The sequence below is a fragment of the Pseudomonas putida genome (assembly GCF_002741075.1).
Taxonomy (GTDB): Bacteria; Pseudomonadota; Gammaproteobacteria; order Pseudomonadales; family Pseudomonadaceae; genus Aquipseudomonas; species Aquipseudomonas putida_T.
The window spans coordinates 3,949,668-3,967,273 of sequence record NZ_CP016634.1; the positions used below are offsets into that span (position 1 = coordinate 3,949,668).

Sequence of the window (17,606 nt, forward strand, 5' to 3'; positions counted from 1 at the left end):
GCCATGAGGCCCATTCGCGGGTAAAGCCGCCCCTACAGATCGAGCGATTCCCTGTGGGAGGGGTTACCCGCGAACAGGCTGCCCGGCAGCCTTGGCGTCAGATCAGAACTCGACCTTGACCGCCTGCGAAGCGCGGGTCGCCTTGGCCCGCGCCGCCTCGATCGACTCGTCTCGCGCCAGACATACGCCCATGCGACGCTGGCCGTTGACTTCCGGCTTGCCGAACAGGCGAATGGCGGTGTCCGGCTCGCTCAGGGCCGCGCCCAGGTTGGCGAAGGAAGTCTGCTGCGACTGGCCTTCAGGCAAGATCACCGCCGAGGCCGACGGACCGAACTGACGCACCACCGGGATCGGCAGGCCCAGGATTGCACGGGCATGCAGGGCGAACTGCGAAAGGTCCTGGGAAATCAGGGTCACCAGCCCGGTATCGTGGGGGCGCGGCGAGACTTCGCTGAACCATACCTGGTCGCCTTTGACGAACAGCTCCACGCCGAACAGGCCACGCCCACCCAGGGCATCGGTGACCGCCTGGGCCACCCGCTGGGACTCAGCCAGGGCCTTCGGGCTCATGGCCTGCGGCTGCCAGGACTCCTGATAGTCGCCTTTCTCCTGACGGTGACCGACCGGCGCGAGGAAGGTGGTGCCGCCCACATGACGCACGGTCAACAAGGTGATCTCATACTCGAAATCGATGAAGCCTTCGATGATCACTCGGCCCTTGCCCGCGCGGCCCCCTTCTTGCGCGTAGTCCCACGCCTTCTGCAGGTCGGCTTCGCTGCGCAGCAGGCTTTGCCCTTTGCCCGAGGAACTCATCACCGGCTTGACCACGCAGGGGTAGCCCAGGTCGGCAACGGCCTTGGCATAGTCATCGAAGGTATCGGCGAAGTGGTATGGCGAGGTCGGCAGGTCCAGTTCTTCGGCAGCCAGACGACGGATGCCTTCGCGGTTCATGGTCAGCTGGGTGGCGCGAGCGGTGGGGACGACATTGAAGCCTTCGTTCTCCAGCTCGACCAGGGTCGCGGTGGCGATGGCTTCGATTTCCGGGACGATGTAGTGCGGCTTCTCGGCTTCGATCACGGCGCGCAGGGCGACGCCATCGAGCATGTTGATGACGTGGCTGCGGTGCGCAACCTGCATGGCGGGGGCATTGGCGTAGCGGTCCACGGCGATGACTTCGACACCCAGGCGCTGCAGCTCGATCACCACTTCCTTGCCCAACTCGCCGCAGCCACACAGCAGTACACGGGTCGCGGTGGGCGACAATGGGGTTCCGATACGGGTCATTTCAGGTCCTCGAAGGCGTCCGGGGCCGCGCCACGTTGGCTGCCGCCCGCTGAAAAAGGACCGATATTCTACACCTGGCGAAGCGTTCCGGGGCCGCCGCGAGCCCCCCCCCTCACATCACCCTGCGACGACCTCGCGCCGCGCGCGCCAGGTCATGGCCAGCCAAACGGCGGTGACGCCCGCGAACTTGGAGGCCAGGGCCGTGCCGATGACCGCCGGAGTCAGCGCGCCGATCATGCCGAAGAAGATGAAAGTGTCCACCGGAATGCTCAGGGCCGAGCTGAGCCACAGACGGTCCCGCAGCGGCCGACGGGTGATGCTGAACACCAGCCAGTCGATCAGTTCGGACACGAAGAACGCGGTGGCGCTGGCCAGGGCAATGGCGGGTTCCGAGGTGACATAAGACAGCACCAACGCCGCCAGCATGGCCAACAGCGCGCCATGACCATAGCGGGTTTGAACCATGTCGCGCAGGATGAACACCAGACCGCCCCAGGCGGACCAGATCACATCCAGGTGCGGGGCACTGGAGAAGGCGTAGTTGATCAGCACTACGCTACTGATATAGGCAATGAGATAGAACATGGGATCACACGTTGGGCAAGCGGCACAGAATACTTGAATTTCGAGTCAACTACAGCCCCGACCCGATGACCAACCCCGCCGCCACCGCCCGCTCATGGCACAGCACCAGCACCTGGCGGCGCTCGTCGTTGCTCATGCGCGACCACCGGGTGATCTCGCTCACCGTGCGCTGGCAGCCGACGCAGATGTCCTGCTCGTCCAGCGCACAGACATTGACGCACGGCGAGGCGACCGGGCGTTCGGCATTCTGCATATCAGTCATCCTGGGGCGCCAGCTCGCGCGCATAGCGCTCGGCATTGTGCATATAGTGCGCGGCGCTGGCTTCGAGCATGCGCTTCTGCGCCTCGGTCAGCTCGCGCACCACCTTGCCTGGCGAGCCCATGACCAGTGAGCCATCCGGGATCTCCTTGCCCTCCGGGATCAATGCGTTGGCGCCGATGATGCAATGCTTGCCGATGCGCACGTTGTTGAGAATCACGGCATTGATACCGATCAGGCTGTAGTCGCCCACCGTGCAACCATGGAGCATGGCGTTATGACCGACCGTCACTCCCTTGCCGAGGGTCAGCGGGGAGCCCATGTCGGTATGCATCACCGTGCCATCCTGGACATTGCTGCCTTCGCCGATGTCGATCAGTTCGTTGTCGCCGCGCAGCACCGCGCCGAACCAGACACTGGCCCCGGCCTGCAGGCGCACCTTGCCGATCAAGGTGGCGTTGGGGGCGGCCCAACTGGTGGGGTGGGTTTCGACCCGCAGGTCGCCCAGGCGGTATTTCATGTCTCGTTCCTCACGGTTGAAGGCAGATGGCGGAGTGGGCCCCGCTCAGATCTGGGTATAGCGCTCTGGGGGCTGGTGCAGGCTGATGCCGGCGTCGAACAGCACATTGACCAGCTCGACGATCATGATCGCCGACAATCCCCAGATCTTGTATTCGCCGTAGCGATAGGCCGGCACGTACCAGCTGCGCCCTTGGTAGTCGATACGATGGGTATGGTCGCGCGGGTCCTGACGGAAGAACGCCAACGGAACCGTGAACACCGCGGCGATCTCGGCATCATTGGCACGGTACTCGACATAATCGGGAATGATCCCGACGAATGGCGTCACTTTAAGGCCATGCAGGGAAATCACCGGACTCAAGGGGCCGATGACCTCCACCAGGCCAGGCGGCAGGCCGATTTCCTCCTCGGCCTCGCGCAAGGCGGTGAATACCAGGTCCGGGTCCTCCGGGTCGCGCCGCCCGCCAGGGAAGGCCACCTCGCCTCCATGGGTGGAAAGCCCCTTGGCCCTCAGAGTCAGCACCAGCTCGGGCTCTTCGCTGCGGGTGATGGGCAAGAGTACCGCCGCCTCGGGGAAACGTCGGTCGGTTTCCAATGACGCGGGGGTGTGGTTGCTCATTCGGCGAAGAAGCTCGTCCAGCATTGCACTCTCTCGATTCCAAGGCCTGCCCAGCATGATGCACCAAAGCCGCGAAGCACCCAAGCCCCGCCCGAGGGCGGCTTGCGCAGCGCAGGCCGGCCACGCCAAGATAGCTGCATCTATAAGGAACCACAGCATGAAATTCTGCAGCGCGTGCGGCCAGGCGGTCATTCAGCGAATCCCCGAAGGTGACAGCCGCCTGCGGTATGTCTGCGATCATTGCCACACCGTCCATTACCAGAACCCCAACATCGTCGCCGGCGTACTCCCCACCTGGGGTAGCCAAGTGCTGCTGTGCCGACGGGCGATCGAACCGCGTCGAGGGTTCTGGACCTTGCCCGCCGGGTTCATGGAGAACGGCGAAACCCTCGATGCAGCCGCCCGGCGCGAAACCGTCGAGGAAGCCTGCGCGCGAGTTGGCCAGATGAGCCTGTACCAGCTCTTCGATCTGCCTCACATCGACCAGGTGCATGTGTTCTTCCGCGCAGAGCTGGCCGACCTGGATTTTGCCGTGGGCGTGGAGAGTCTGGAGGTGCGCTTGTTCGAGGAACATGAAATTCCCTGGGACGAGCTGGCTTTCCGCACCGTCGCACGCACACTAGAATGCTATTATCGCGACCGCGTCGGGCAGCACTTCCCCGTAGGCCATGAGTACCTGCCACCGATGAACGTCTCGTCGTCCACCACTTAGCTTTCAGGGATACGGTTTCATGCGTTGGTTGCTCGCCCTTTTCTGCCTTTCCATTGCATCGGTGTCCCAGGCCGCCTTCACCGAGACCATCATCCGCAAGCCTGTCGACCAATCCGCTGGCGCCAGCCAACCGCTGATCGACAAGGTCCTGGTGCTCAAGTCCGAACGCCGCCTGCAATTGATCAGCCGTGGCGAGCCGCTCAAGACCTACCGCATCTCCCTGGGCAAACAGCCCAAAGGCACCAAAGAACGCGAAGGCGACAGCAAGACGCCCGAGGGCCTCTACTGGTTGGACTGGCGCAAGGTCAGCGACCGCTTCAACCTGGCCATGCACATTTCCTACCCCAACATCAGCGATGCTGCCCGCGCCCGCCGCGAGGGGGTCAGCCCAGGTGGCATGATCATGATCCATGGCACGCCGATCAATGACGACTACCCGGAATGGTACTTCCACACCCTGGACTGGACCGAAGGCTGTATCGCCATGCGCAACAATGACATGCGCGAGGTCTGGGAGATGGTCAAGGACGGGACCTTGATCGAGATCCGTCCCTGATTCCTACAATTCGATTGATTTTGTAGGAAATTACACACATTAAACCCACCCCCACCTGACGCCCAGTTGGGTACGGGACCGCATCCAAACGGCAAGTCGGATTCTTAGAATCCACGCAAAAAAGCACATACGTGCAGACCTTGCGGGGCTTCTCCATGCCGACTTCCTTGCGTCGCATCGCCAGGCACATGCTTGCCAGCCTGGCCCTTGCCTTGATCGCCCACCCATCGGTGTGGGCCAACGATCCCGCCACTTCGCAACTGCGCGAGCAGCAGCGCGCGCTACAGCTCCAAGAGCGACGACAACGCCTTGAGCGATGGCAACGCCGCCGTCAGCCAGGCCCGGTGCCGGACGCCCCTACCCCAGCCCCTGCAGACTCACGCTGCTGGCCCACCCCCGGGTTACGCCTGAGCGGCAACCGCCTGGTGCCGAACCAGGCCCTGGAAGCCGCCCTGCGCCCCCTGTGGCGCCCTTGCCTGAGCGTCGACGACGTCAACAGGCTGCTCCGCTCCATCACCGACACCTACGTACAAGCAGGGTATCCGACCAGCCGCCCTTACCTGGCGCGCCAGCCCCAGGCAGGTGCCCCCCTGGATATCGTCATCACCGAAGGCTTCGTCGAGTCCATCGAACTGGCCGACCCCAGCCTACCCCTTTCCTTACGAGGCGCCTTTCCCGAGCTGCTCGGTCAGCCCTTGTACCTGCCCGCGCTCGAGCAAGGACTGGACCAGCTCAACCGCCTGCGTGCCTATGACCTGAACGCCGACCTGCTACCCGGCGAGCTGCAAAGTGGTACCCGCGTGATCATCCAGCCGCGCCGCACCGGCTCGCGCTGGCACCTCGACAGCCGCCTGGACAACCGTGGCAGCGACCTGACCGGCCGTCATCGCCTGAACCTTATGCTGGGGCTGGACAGCCCGTTGGGCTTGAATGACGACCTGCGCCTGGGTTTGGCCTCGACGGTCTTGGACGCGCCTGGCCAAAGCCAGGGTGTGAACCTGTACTACAGCGTGCCTTACGGCCCGTGGAGCCTGGCCCTGAACGCCAGCTGGATGCGCTATCGCGCCCCCCTGCCGCAACGACGTCAGGTCAGCTCCGGCGAAAGCGACCTCCAGGGCCTGAGCGTGGAACGCCTGCTTTGGCGCAACAACCAAGGGATGTTGAGCGCCCTCGCCCGGCTGGACCGCAAGCAACTGGTCAATCGCATTCAAGGCACCCCCATCGCGCAGCAGAGCCCGACCCTGACCACGTTGGAGGCCGGCCTCAACCTGCTGTGGCTCGAAGGGGGCCTGTGGAACGCCTATGTGGGCATATCCCAGAACCTGGACCTGTTTGGCGCCAAACATCCGCTGCAGACCTACGAAAGTGGCGCGCAAACGCATTGGCGCAAGTACCGCGCCAGCGTCGTGCATTTGCGCCAGGGCCCGACGCAATGGCCGTGGCGCTGGCAGAGCGAAGTGAACCTGCAATACAGCGAGCAACCGCTTCCGGCGATCGAGCAGGTGCTGCTAAGCGACGATGCCGCCGTCCGCGGCTGGCGTCGGGACACGGTTGCCGGTGCCAGCGGCGTGGTCTGGCGCAACACCTTCAGCCAGCCCCTGCCCTTCTTCCGCGCACTGGAGATACGCCCTCACCTGGGCCTGGACCTGGGCTGGACCCGCTTCACCCCTACCAGCGCTCCCCAGCGGATAGCGGGTGGCGCACTGGGTGTGGAGATCGGGCCAGCGACCCATCGCCTGCGCCTGGACTACCAACGAGCCCTGTATGCCAGCGAACGCAATCGGCGCGCGCTGGAGCCCGGCATCTGGGTCCTGGAGTGGACCCTGAGCCTCTGATCACCACAACAATAGAGAAAAGTGACTATGACTACCCACACCCCATCGGTACGCCCGGATGTCTTGCGCTGGGCCATTTTCATCGCCCTGGTGACGTGCTCCTGCGCAGTGCTCGCAGAAGGCCTGCAACCGACCCCGGGGCCCGGCGGTACGCCGGTCGTCAACAACGGCCACGGCGTGCCGGTGATCGACATCGTCGCCCCCAACGCCAGCGGCCTATCCCATAACCAGTTTCTCGACTACAACGTCGCCAAGCCCGGCGTGGTGCTCAACAACGCCTTGCAGCCTGGCCAATCACAACTGGCCGGTGCCCTGAGCGCCAACCCACAATTCCAGGGCCAGGCCGCGTCGACCATCCTGAACGAAGTCGTCAGCCGCAACGCCTCGCTGATCGAGGGACCGCAAGAGATCTTCGGGCGCGCCGCCGACTACATCCTGGCCAACCCCAACGGCATCACCCTCAATGGCGGCAGCTTCATCAACACCACACGCGCCGGCTTGCTGGTCGGCACGCCGGAAATCCAGGACCAACAGATCCGCTTTCTCGACACGTTGAACGCCAGCGGCACGTTGCAGGTGCTCGAAGGTGGGCAGGCCAACCACGAGGCGGCCCTGGAGCTGATCGCCCCACGCATCGACCAACAGGGCCCGCTCGCAGCCCGCACCGGCCTGACCCTGACCGCCGGGCGCAATCGCATCGATGCCCAGGACGGGCAGATCGTTCAACACTTGCCCAGCGCCCCGGCCAGCATCGATGCCAGCCTGTTCGGCGCCATGCGTGCCGGGCGCATCCGGGTAGTGAGCACCGCCGAAGGCGCAGGCGTGCGCGTGGGCCCGTCCCAGTTGAGCGCCGATGATGGCATCAGTGTCAATTCGGCAGGAGCCCTGCACGTCAGCGGCAACGCCGCCGAACGTACTCGCCTGCGCACCGAGCGAGGGGACCTGGCGCTGACCGCAGCGGGCGACCTGACGCTCGAAGCCGTCGAGGCCAAAGCCGGGCGTATCGAATTCACTGCCGGCGACAAACTGACCCTGGACGCCAAGACCCGGGAAAGCCTCCAGCGCGATCACGAACAGTGGGACAACAAGTTCCTGTTCGTCACCACCGAGACCTACAACCGCCAACGCACCACCACCGAGCGCCAGCAGCAAGGCACACTGCTGCAAGCCGACGAAGGGATCACGCTGCAATCTGGGAATGACATGCACTTGGTGGCCGCAGACCTTCGCACCCCAGGCGAGTTGAGACTCGACAGCGCGGCCAAGCTCGATGTCGAGGCCGGCATCGACAGTCAACGGATCGAGGAGCAGGTGCGCCACCGCAAGCATCTGTGGCGTGGCGACAGCGATACCGACCGCTACAAAGAGACTGCCAATGCCAGCCACCTGGAAGGCGGACGCGTCGTGATGACGGCCGGCGATACGCTCAAGGTGCAGGGCAGCCGCCTTCAAAGCCAGGGCGACACAGTGTTCAAGGCACGTCAGGTGAACGTGACCACGACCACCCTGGAGGACACAGGCACGCAGCGCGACTATCGGGGTGATCTGGTCTCCGGGGCCTTTTTCGGCTCACGCGACGGCAACGAGCGCCAAGGCCAGACCGTGGCCGGCAGCGATCTCAAGGCAGGTGGCGATCTCAACATCATCGCCGACCAGGTCACGATCAAGGGCAGTCGCCTGAGCAGCCAGGGCGATTCGATCCTGTTCAGCGAAAAGGGCTTGCTGGCCATCGAGGCCGACCGCGACCGCATCACCACGACCGAGCGCGCGCGCGACAGCAAGCTGTTTGGCCTGTTCGGCAGCGACCAGACACGCACCACGCGCCAGGACCAAGTGATCGTCAGTGACTTGAACGCCACCAGCGACCTGCGTCTGGCCAGTGCCGAAGAGATGCGCCTTATCGGTGCCAAGGCCACGGCAGGCAAAGCGCTGCAGGTGCAGGCCAAGGGCGACCTGCTGATCGCCAGCGCGCAGGCCCAGACCCACAGCGAAACCCAGCAGCAACAGCGCGGCCTCACAGCCAGCGCCCGCCAGACCCAGGATGCCCAGGATGGCAAGGCGCAGTCGCGCCAGTTCGAAGCGAGCCTGGGTTACCAGGTAACCCACACCCAACAGCAGGTCGACGAGACGGTGCAGACACCCAGTGAACTCAAAGGGGCAACGGTGGCCCTCGACAGCGGCACTCATGTACAGGTCAACGGATCCAAGGTCCAGGCCACTGAGGGCACGCTCACGGCCCAGGCCCCGAAGATCACCCTCGGTGCAACGCACGATACCTTGCGCTCTGTTACCGAAAAGACCCGCATCGAAGGCGGCCTCACAGTCTCGGGCGGCATCGATCGGCTGGGCAGCGCCACGACCGGCCAATATCGCCAGGACACCACCGGCGAAAACGACAGCACGGCCGTGCGCAGCGAACTGCTGGCCAAGGGAGATCTGACGCTCGCCGCCACAACCCTTGCCAGCGACGCCGCCCGGGTGCAGGCAAGCGGAACCTTGCAGGTGCAGGCCGGGCAAATCGACAACCGAGCCGTTGAAGACCTCAAGACGCGCGAACAGGACACCACCGGCTGGCGCGCCGGCCTTGGCGCCAGCCTGGAATACCGCGACCTGACCCGGCCCGTCGAACGCCTGGTCCAGGGTGAGGAAGCTGCGCGCTTTCAGCAAGCCTCGGTCGAAGATGCCCTGGCCGCGCCCAGCATCGGCGGCGATATGACCGTCGAGCACATCAAGCGCCTGGAGAACCAGCGCCGTGGGTATGCCCAGGTCAGCGAGTTCTCCGGGGCCTCGGTCCAGGTCAAGGCCGACCGGATCGAGGACCAAGGCACCCAATGGCGAGCCACGGCAGGTACGTTGAAAATCGACGCCGGGCACCATCAGCTGAACGCAGCGGCCGATACTCAGACCGATACCCTCCAGCGCCTGGATGCAGGCGGCGACCTGCGCGTCGACACCAGTACCGGGCAAGACATCAACGCTCGCGCCGCAGGCAAGGGTGGCTCACTGGACAAAACAGAGCACCTGCTCACCGCCCGCCCTGGCGCACTGATCGGCCAACAGGGCATCCAGATCCAGCTCACAGGCCAGGGCCTTTACGAAGGCACACGCATAGACGCAGGCGACGGCGGACTCTCCTTGGAGAGTACCGGCAGCCTGACCTTGACGCCGGCCACCGACCGTACAACCGAGCAGACACTCCAACTGGCAGGCAATGCCTGGGCCAAGGGTGGCAATCGCCCCGGCAGCACCGGCGTCGAAGGGCGGGGCTATCTCGACCACGAGCGTGAACAACGTCGGTCGAGCAACGTCCAGGTCGCACAGATCGACGCCAAAGGCGAGGTCACCTTCAAAAGCGGCGGCGACCTGCTGCTCGAAGGCACCCGTATCGGCAGCCGCGAGGCGCCCACAGGAGCAGTGACCCTGGACAGTGACGGCCTGCTGCTGGTCAAGGCCGCCCGCAACACCCAAGGGGCAAGCGGCGGCAAACTGGGTGGTGGTCTGGAATTGGCCGCCAAGACGGGTAACAGCAAGGGAGGTGCCGTGGGCGGCCATTTCACCCACGGCAAACTGGACGAAGACGCCAGCCAAGCGGTCGATGCCCGCATCGACACCCGCGCAGCGGTGCACATGAGCAGCCGCGCCCGAGAGGATCTCGCCCTGCATGCGCAAGGTCTGCAGGTCTCGGCCACACAGCTCGATCTGCAGACACCCAATGGCGGCCTGCTGCTGGAGGCCTCAGACAATCGGGACAAGCGCAATAGCCTGGACATCACCGCAGGCGCAGGCCTGAGCCTCAGCCGAGGCGAACTCGACAGCCGCGGCCTGTATGGCCGGATCAAAGTCGACCTCGATAAACGCGACAACCAGACCTGGAATGCCAACACCCTGCGCGCCGACCGCATCAACTTGTACACCCGGGGCGATGCCCGCATCGAAGGCACCAGCCTGGAGACCGGGCGCATACAGGGCACCGTCGGCGGCGATCTGTTGGTGGCCAGTCGCAAGGACCGCATCGACACCTTGACTGTCGGGGCAGACGCCCGCTTGAGCCAGGAAAAAAACCCACAGAGCTATAGCAATGCAGCCAAAGCCCTGGCAGGCCCGGCAGGCGGCAAAGTCGGTGAGAAGGCCGGATCCGCCCTGAGCCAGGCCGAACCCGGCCTCTCCCCTACCTTCAAGTTGGATCTGTCCCACCAGCAACGCGACACCGTGGCCCACCAGGCCACCCTCAAGGGCAGCGACGGTATCGCCCTCAAGGTCGGTGGTGATGCAAAGCTGGTGGGCGCACGCGTGCTGTCGGCCAATGGCCCTGTCGAGCTGGATGCCGCCTCGGTCACCCGCCAAACCTTGTCAGGCAGCGACTACCGCCGGGATGTCTCGATCGATGCCTCCAACTCGCCGGTCGACCTGGGGACGGCCATCGCCGAATTGACCAAGGACAAGGGTGCGGCCCAGGGCGACAACCCACTGGATCTGGGGCTGGTGCGCACCAGTGGGCACAACCGCAATGAGCAATGGGCCTCAAGCATCGAGCAGAAGCGTCGCTAAGCCCTGTGGCGGCCAGACCACACTGGCCGCCACACATTCTGAAAACCAATCCAGGCCCTGGAGAACGGCCTATGGCCCTCCTTTCATGTTTTTGCCAAAAAATCGTCATACTTTGCGTTCTAAAGTCGCGGTCTTCCTTTAACTCAGCAATGCAAGGACACCCTGATGAGTCGAGAAAGCGGCGATAACCTTGACCGCAACCACAGCGGCAACCTGCCAATGGCCAGTGTCATGGATGCCTACCTGAGCCGGCGCAGTGTCATGCGCGGCGGTTTGGGTGCGGCCATCGCGCTGATCGCAGGGGCAGGCCTGACCGGCTGCCTGGGCAGTGGCGCCAACCAAGGCACGCCCGCTCCGGCTCGTCCCGCCACTCCCAGGCCCAGACTGGGGTTCCAGTCGATTCCCGGCTCGCGCACCGATGGCTGCGCCGTGGCCGCCGGCTACAGTGCCTATGTCCTGGCGCCCTGGGGCACACCGCTGAACAGCAAGGCCAGCCCCTGGAAACCCGACGGCAGCAACAACTCCACGGACCAGGCCAACGCCATGGGCATGCACCATGACGGCATGCACTTCTTCCCCATCGGTGGGCGTTCCGACGATGGCCTGCTGGCAATCAACTTCGAATACATCGACCCCGCCGCGCTGCATCCGAACGGCCCGACCACCGCTGCCAATGGCAAGCGCCCGGCCGAAGAAGTGCGCAAGGAGATCAACGCCCACGGCGCCGGTGTGGTACGCCTGCGCAAGCTCGACGGGCGCTGGCAGGTGGTGGACAACGACCCACTCAACCGCCGCTTCACCACCGCCTCGTTGATGGACATCGCCGGCCCTCTGCGCGGCAGCGATCACGTCAAGACCCGGTTCTCGCCCGCCGGCACCCAATGCCGTGGCACCAACAACAACTGCGGCAATGGCTATACCCCCTGGGGCACCTACCTCACGTGCGAGGAGAACTGGCCCGGCATCTTCGTCAACAAAGCGACCCGCCCTGCCGACCAAGTGCGCATCGGCGTGGCCACCTCAAGTGGCCAGTACGGCTGGGAGAGCGCCGCAGGTGACCGCAGCGAGGCTCATGACGAATTCGCCCGCTTCGACATCACGCCACGCGGCGCCAGCGCCACCGACGACTACCGCAACGAAGCCAGCACCTATGGCTACATCGTCGAGATCGACCCCTACGATGCCCGCACGCGAGCGGTCAAACGTAGTGCGCTGGGCCGGTTCCGCCATGAGGGCTGCTGCCCTGGGCTGCCGGTCGCCGGCAAGCCGCTGGTCTGGTACATGGGCGACGACTCCAACAACGAGTACCTGTACAAGTTCGTCTCCGATGCCGCCTGGGATCCTGCCGACGCCACTCCGAGCGACCGACTGGCCACCGGTGCCAAGTACCTGGACCACGGCAAGCTCTATGTGGCGCGCTTCGATGCCGACGGCACCGGGCACTGGTTGCTGCTGGCACCCAGCACAGCCACGACCGCTGGCAGCACCTTGGGCGCGCTGTATGGCGACCTGGCCGGGATCATCCTCAATACTCGCGGGGCTGGCGATGCCGTGGGGGCAACGCCCATGGACCGTCCGGAGTGGACAGCCGTCAATCCACTCAATGGCGACGCCTACGTCACCCTGACCAACAACAGCGAGCGCACAGCCGCGAAGGTCGATGCCGCCAACCCGCGCGGGCCGAATCGCCACGGCCATATCATCCGCTGGCATGACAGTGACGATCAGCGCAGCTTCACCTGGGACATCTTCGTCTTTGGTGGCAATGCCGACGGTGGTACCGACATCAATCGTTCGGGCCTGACCGAACTGAACCAGTTCGCCAGCCCCGATGGAATGAGCTTCGATAGTCGTGGTGTGCTGTGGTTCGAGACCGACAACAGCGAGTCGAGCGTGACCCGTTATACCAACGACCAGTTACTCGCGGTGATTCCCACCGACCTGGTGGATGCCAATGGCAGGCAGGTGCCGATCGATGCCCGCAACCAGGCAGACCTGCGCCGCTTCTTCGTGGGCCCGAACGGCTGCGAAGTGACCGGTATCACCTTCACGCCGGACAACAAGACCTTGTTCGTCAATATCCAGCACCCGGCCAACTGGCCGCACAGCGACATCGCCACCGAGGCCACGCCAACGGGCAGCCGCGTTCGGCCCCGGTCATCGACCGTGGTGATTCAGCGCAAGGATGGGGGAGAAATCGGCATCGCCTGATGCCATGAAAAGAAAGGGGCCGCTACGCAGCCCCTCTCGATATCACGCGCGCGTGATCAGAACTCGGCGAGGCGCCAGACCTCATAGGCTGGCGTCTCGTAAGGGTGGCTCGCCTTGAGCGCGGCCACGACCTGGGCGACCCGTTCGTCAGCCACTACCAACTCGACCTTCCACTCCTCCACCTGCTCGACCTGACCGGCCTGCCCGAGGTACGGCTGGCTGCCGTCCAACGGGCGGAACTGGCCCAGGCCCTGCGTCTGCCAGGCGCAGTGGTCATAGTCGCCGATGCGTCCGCCGCCCGCGGCGAACACAGCGGCCTTGACCACTTCCACATGGCTCGGCGGCACGAAGAAGGCGAGCTTGTACACGCTTAGTTCACCCAGACGCGCGCATTGCGGAACATGCGCATCCAGGCACCGTCTTCCTGCCACTCGTCCGGACGCCAGGAGTTCTGCACGGCACGGAACACACGCTCAGGGTGCGGCATCATGATGGTCACGCGACCGTCGCGGCTGGTGAGGCCGGTGATACCACGCGGCGAGCCGTTCGGGTTGGCCGGGTAGGACTCGGTGACCTTGCCGTGGTTATCGACAAAGCGCAGGGCCACGCAACCGGACAGGTCGGCTTCCAGCAGGGCTTCTTCGCTGGCGAACTCGGCATGGCCTTCACCGTGGGCGATCGCGATCGGCATGTGCGAACCGGCCATGCCCTGCAGGAAGATCGAGTTGGACTTCTGCACCTCGACCATCGCCACGCGCGCCTCGAACTGCTCCGAGCGGTTGCGCACGAAGTGCGGCCAGTACTCGGTGCCCGGGATCAGCTCGTGCAGGTTGGACATCATCTGGCAACCGTTGCACACGCCCAGGGCGAAGCTGTCGTTACGCTCGAAGAATGCCTGGAAGGCTTCACGGGCGCGGCTATTGAACAACGCCGACTTGGCCCAACCTTCACCGGCGCCCAATACGTCACCGTAGGAGAAACCACCGCAGGCCACCAGACCCTTGAAGGCTTCGAAGTCGACGCGGCCGGCGAGGATATCGCTCATGTGCACGTCGATGGCGGCAAAGCCTGCGCGGTCGAAGGCGGCAGCCATCTCGACCTGGCCGTTGACGCCCTGCTCGCGCAGGATGGCCACTTGCGGGCGCACGCCCTTCTTGATGTACGGCGCTGCGATGTCGTCGTTGACGTCGAAGCCCAGCTTGACCGACAGGCCTGGGTTTTCTTCTTCCAGCAGGACGTCGTATTCCTGGTCGGCGCAATCGGCGTTGTCACGCAAGCGCTGGATCTGGTAGCTGGTCTCGGCCCACTGGCGCTGCAGCAGACGACGCTGGTCGTCGAACAGCACTTCGCCGTTCAGGCTGATGGACACTTCGCCGTTGTTGACCGGCTTACCGATCACCGCGACGCAGTCGCCCAGGCCAGCGGCGCTGAACTGTGCCAGCACGTCCGGAGTGGCGTCCTGGCGAACCTGGATGACAGCGCCCAGCTCTTCGTTGAAGAGGATGGCCGGTACGTCACCCTCGCTGTCGGTCAGCGGATCGAGTTGCAGGTCCAGACCGCAGTGGCCGGCGAAGGCCATCTCCAGCACGGTGGTCAGCAGACCGCCGTCGGAACGGTCGTGGTAGGCCAGCAGGTGGCCGTCGGCGTTCAGGCCCTGGATGACCGCGAAGAAGGCCTTGAGGTCTTCGGCATCATCGACGTCCGGCGCCTGGGCGCCGAGCTTGCCGAAGGTCTGCGCCAGGATCGAGGCGCCCATGCGGTTCTTGCCGCGGCCCAGGTCGATCAGGATCAGGTCGGTCTCGCCCTTGTCCATGCGCAGTTGCGGCGTCAGGGTGTCACGGATGTCGACCACCGGGGCGAAGCCGCTGACAATCAGCGACATCGGGGCGGTGACGCTCTTCTCGACGCCGTCCTCGCTCCACTTGGTCTTCATCGACATGGAGTCCTTGCCGACCGGAATGGTCAGGCCCAGCTCAGGGCACAGCTCCATGCCGACCGCCTTGACGGTGTCGTACAGACGGGCGTCTTCACCTGGATGACCGGCAGCGGACATCCAGTTGGCCGACAGTTTGATGTCGGACAGCTTTTCGATACGGGCACCCGCCAGGTTGGTGAGGACCTCGCCGATGGCCATGCGACCGGAGGCTGGGGCATCGAGCAGTGCCAGCGGAGTGCGCTCACCCATGGCCATGGCTTCACCGGTGTAGACGTCGAAGCTGGTGGCGGTGACGGCGCAGTCGGCCACCGGAACCTGCCACGGACCGACCATTTGGTCGCGGGCGACCAGGCCGGTGATAGTGCGGTCGCCGATGGTGATCAGGAAGCTCTTGCTGGCAACAGCCGGGTGATGCAGGACGCGCTCGACGGCGTTGTCCAGATCCAGCGCGCTCGGGTCGAAGTCATCGCCCAGCTCAGCTTCGCGCGTGACCGACCGGTGCATGCGCGGTGGCTTGCCCAGCAGCACGTCCAGCGGCATGTCCACTGGGGTGTTGTCGAAGTGGCTGTCGGTGACGGTGAGGTGTTTTTCCTCGGTGGCTTCGCCGACCACGGCGAACGGGCAGCGCTCGCGCTCGCAGATGGCCTTGAAGCGCTCGAAGTCCTCGGCGCTGACCGCCAGCACGTAACGCTCCTGGGACTCGTTGCTCCAGATCTCGTGCGGGGCCATGCCCGGCTCGTCATTGGGCACGTTGCGCAGCTCGAAACGGCCACCACGACCACCGTCGTTGACCAGCTCGGGGAAGGCGTTGGAAATACCACCGGCACCCACATCGTGGATGAAGGCGATCGGGTTCTTGTCACCCAGCTGCCAGCAGCGGTCGATGACCTCCTGGCAACGGCGTTCCATTTCAGGGTTTTCGCGCTGTACCGAGGCGAAGTCCAGGTCGGCGGAGCTGGCGCCGGTGGCAACCGACGAAGCCGCGCCGCCACCCAGACCGATCAGCATGGCCGGGCCACCGAGCACGATCAGCTTGGCGCCGACAGTGATCTCGCCCTTCTGCACGTGATCTTCACGGATGTTGCCCATGCCGCCGGCGAGCATGATCGGCTTGTGGTAGCCACGCACTTCTTCACCGCGCGGGGTGTCGATGGCCTGCTCGAACGTACGGAAGTAGCCGGTCAGGGCCGGACGGCCGAACTCGTTGTTGAACGCGGCGCCGCCCAGGGGGCCTTCGACCATGATGTCGAGGGCATCGACGATGCGGCCCGGCTTGCCATAGGCCCGCTCCCACGGCTGTTCGAAGCCCGGGATGCGCAGGTTGGAAACGGTGAAGCCGGTCAGGCCGGCCTTGGGTTTGGCGCCACGGCCGGTTGCGCCTTCGTCGCGGATCTCGCCGCCGGAGCCGGTGGAGGCGCCGGAGAACGGGGCGATGGCGGTCGGGTGGTTGTGGGTCTCGACCTTCATCAGGATGTGCACCGGCTCCTGCACCGCGCCGTACTGGCGGGTTTCAGGATTCGGGAAGAAGCGGCCCGCCACGTTGCCTACGATGACCGAGGCGTTGTCCTTGTACGCGGACAGCACGCCTTCGCTGTGCATCTGGTAGGTGTTCTTGATCATGCCGAACAGGCTCTTTTCCTGAGCCTGGCCGTCGATGTCCCAACTGGCGTTGAAGATCTTGTGGCGGCAGTGTTCGGAGTTGGCCTGGGCGAACATCATCAGCTCGATGTCGTTCGGGTTGCGCTTGAGACCCTGGAAGGCATTGACCAGGTAGTCGATCTCGTCTTCGGCCAGGGCCAGGCCCAGGTCGATGTTGGCCTGGGCCAGCGCGGCACGACCACCGCCGAGGATGTCCACGGAGGTCATCGGCTTGGGCTGGGCGTGGCTGAACAGGTCGGCGGCGTCTTCCAGGCGGGCCAGCACGCGTTGGGTCATGCGGTCGTGCAGCTCGGCGGCGATCAGCGCGGCGTCGGCATCGGAGAGCTCACCGGCGACGTAGTAGGCGATACCGCGCTCCAGGCGCTGAATGCTCTGCAGGCCGCAGTTGTGGGCGATGTCGCTGGCCTTGCTGGCCCAGGGCGAAATGGTGCCCAGGCGCGGGACCACCAGGAACAGGCGACCGGCCGGCTCCTGGACCGGAACGCTCGGACCGTATTTGAGCAGACGCCCCAGCACCTGCTGCTGGTCGGCGGTCAGCTCGCCATCGACATCGGCGAAGTGGGCGAATTCGGCATACAAACCAGTAACAGCGGGGACTTTCTGGCTCAGTTGCTCGAGTAACTTACCGTGGCGGAAGGCAGAAAGGGCAGGAGCGCCGCGCAGGATCAACATCGTCGGGACAGCCTCAGGAAGGGGTGTGCTTAGAGGCCGTGCATTCTAGCCTAATTCGCAGACTTTCGGCACCCGCTCTAAGCCACGCCTGCCGGGCGGTGGAACCGGACTTACGGGTCAGAAAAATGCACCGACACCGCACGCCCTTCAAGGAGTGGCTTTGTGTCACGATGGGACGCTAACACGGCGATTGCGCCGCAATTGCACA

Annotated in this window: 12 protein-coding genes; 5 read left to right on the forward strand and 7 right to left on the reverse strand. The window is 64.7% G+C overall.

Annotated elements, in window-relative coordinates; translation table 11 throughout:
• Positions 1–102 precede the first annotated feature (102 nt).
• The 5 genes from purT to IEC33019_RS18545 form a co-directional block, all read right to left on the reverse strand.
• A complete protein-coding gene (gene purT, locus IEC33019_RS18525; RefSeq protein WP_070093157.1) occupies positions 103–1,284 on the reverse strand; it encodes a formate-dependent phosphoribosylglycinamide formyltransferase in 1,182 nt (393 codons plus the stop codon).
• A gap of 117 nt (positions 1,285–1,401) precedes the next feature.
• Positions 1,402–1,869: a VUT family protein gene (locus IEC33019_RS18530; RefSeq protein ID WP_070093158.1), complete on the reverse strand. Its 468-nt coding sequence runs from the start codon at positions 1,867–1,869 to the stop codon at positions 1,402–1,404.
• A 49-nt stretch (positions 1,870–1,918) separates the two neighbouring features.
• Positions 1,919–2,122 carry a DUF1289 domain-containing protein gene (locus IEC33019_RS18535; RefSeq protein WP_070093159.1) on the reverse strand — a complete coding sequence of 68 codons (204 nt, stop codon included), beginning with the start codon at positions 2,120–2,122 and terminating at the stop codon, positions 1,919–1,921.
• Between the two features lies 1 nt (position 2,123).
• Complete coding sequence (locus tag IEC33019_RS18540) at positions 2,124–2,648, reverse strand: gamma carbonic anhydrase family protein (RefSeq protein WP_070093160.1); 525 nt, start codon at positions 2,646–2,648, stop codon at positions 2,124–2,126.
• Between the two features lie 45 nt (positions 2,649–2,693).
• Positions 2,694–3,293 (reverse strand): CoA pyrophosphatase, encoded by a 600-nt coding sequence (locus IEC33019_RS18545; protein WP_070093161.1) that lies wholly within the window; start codon positions 3,291–3,293, stop codon positions 2,694–2,696.
• Positions 3,294–3,426: 133 nt separating this feature from the next.
• Here IEC33019_RS18545 and IEC33019_RS18550 point away from each other — a divergent pair, with 133 nt between their 5' ends.
• The 5 genes from IEC33019_RS18550 to IEC33019_RS18570 all read left to right on the forward strand — a co-directional run bounded on the left by IEC33019_RS18550 (position 3,427) and on the right by IEC33019_RS18570 (position 13,131).
• Positions 3,427–3,981, forward strand: a complete 555-nt coding sequence (locus IEC33019_RS18550) for an NUDIX hydrolase (protein WP_070093162.1) — start codon at positions 3,427–3,429, stop codon at positions 3,979–3,981.
• Between the two features lie 19 nt (positions 3,982–4,000).
• Positions 4,001–4,537 carry a L,D-transpeptidase family protein gene (locus tag IEC33019_RS18555; protein ID WP_070093163.1) on the forward strand — a complete coding sequence of 179 codons (537 nt, stop codon included), beginning with the start codon at positions 4,001–4,003 and terminating at the stop codon, positions 4,535–4,537.
• Positions 4,538–4,692: 155 nt separating this feature from the next.
• Positions 4,693–6,372 carry a ShlB/FhaC/HecB family hemolysin secretion/activation protein gene (locus tag IEC33019_RS18560; RefSeq protein ID WP_070093213.1) on the forward strand — a complete coding sequence of 560 codons (1,680 nt, stop codon included), beginning with the start codon at positions 4,693–4,695 and terminating at the stop codon, positions 6,370–6,372.
• 21 nt (positions 6,373–6,393) lie between these two features.
• Positions 6,394–10,920, forward strand: a complete 4,527-nt coding sequence (locus tag IEC33019_RS18565) for a hemagglutinin repeat-containing protein (RefSeq protein WP_372340674.1) — start codon at positions 6,394–6,396, stop codon at positions 10,918–10,920.
• Between the two features lie 165 nt (positions 10,921–11,085).
• Positions 11,086–13,131 (forward strand): PhoX family protein, encoded by a 2,046-nt coding sequence (locus IEC33019_RS18570; RefSeq protein ID WP_070093165.1) that lies wholly within the window; start codon positions 11,086–11,088, stop codon positions 13,129–13,131.
• A gap of 56 nt (positions 13,132–13,187) precedes the next feature.
• Here IEC33019_RS18570 and cutA read toward each other — a convergent pair whose 3' ends face one another.
• Together cutA and purL are read right to left on the reverse strand one after the other, a co-directional pair.
• A complete protein-coding gene (gene cutA / locus IEC33019_RS18575; RefSeq protein ID WP_070093166.1) occupies positions 13,188–13,499 on the reverse strand; it encodes a Nif3-like dinuclear metal center hexameric protein in 312 nt (103 codons plus the stop codon).
• 2 nt (positions 13,500–13,501) lie between these two features.
• Positions 13,502–17,398 (reverse strand): phosphoribosylformylglycinamidine synthase, encoded by a 3,897-nt coding sequence (purL, locus tag IEC33019_RS18580; RefSeq protein WP_099593833.1) that lies wholly within the window; start codon positions 17,396–17,398, stop codon positions 13,502–13,504.
• Between the last annotated feature and the right edge of the window lie 208 nt (positions 17,399–17,606).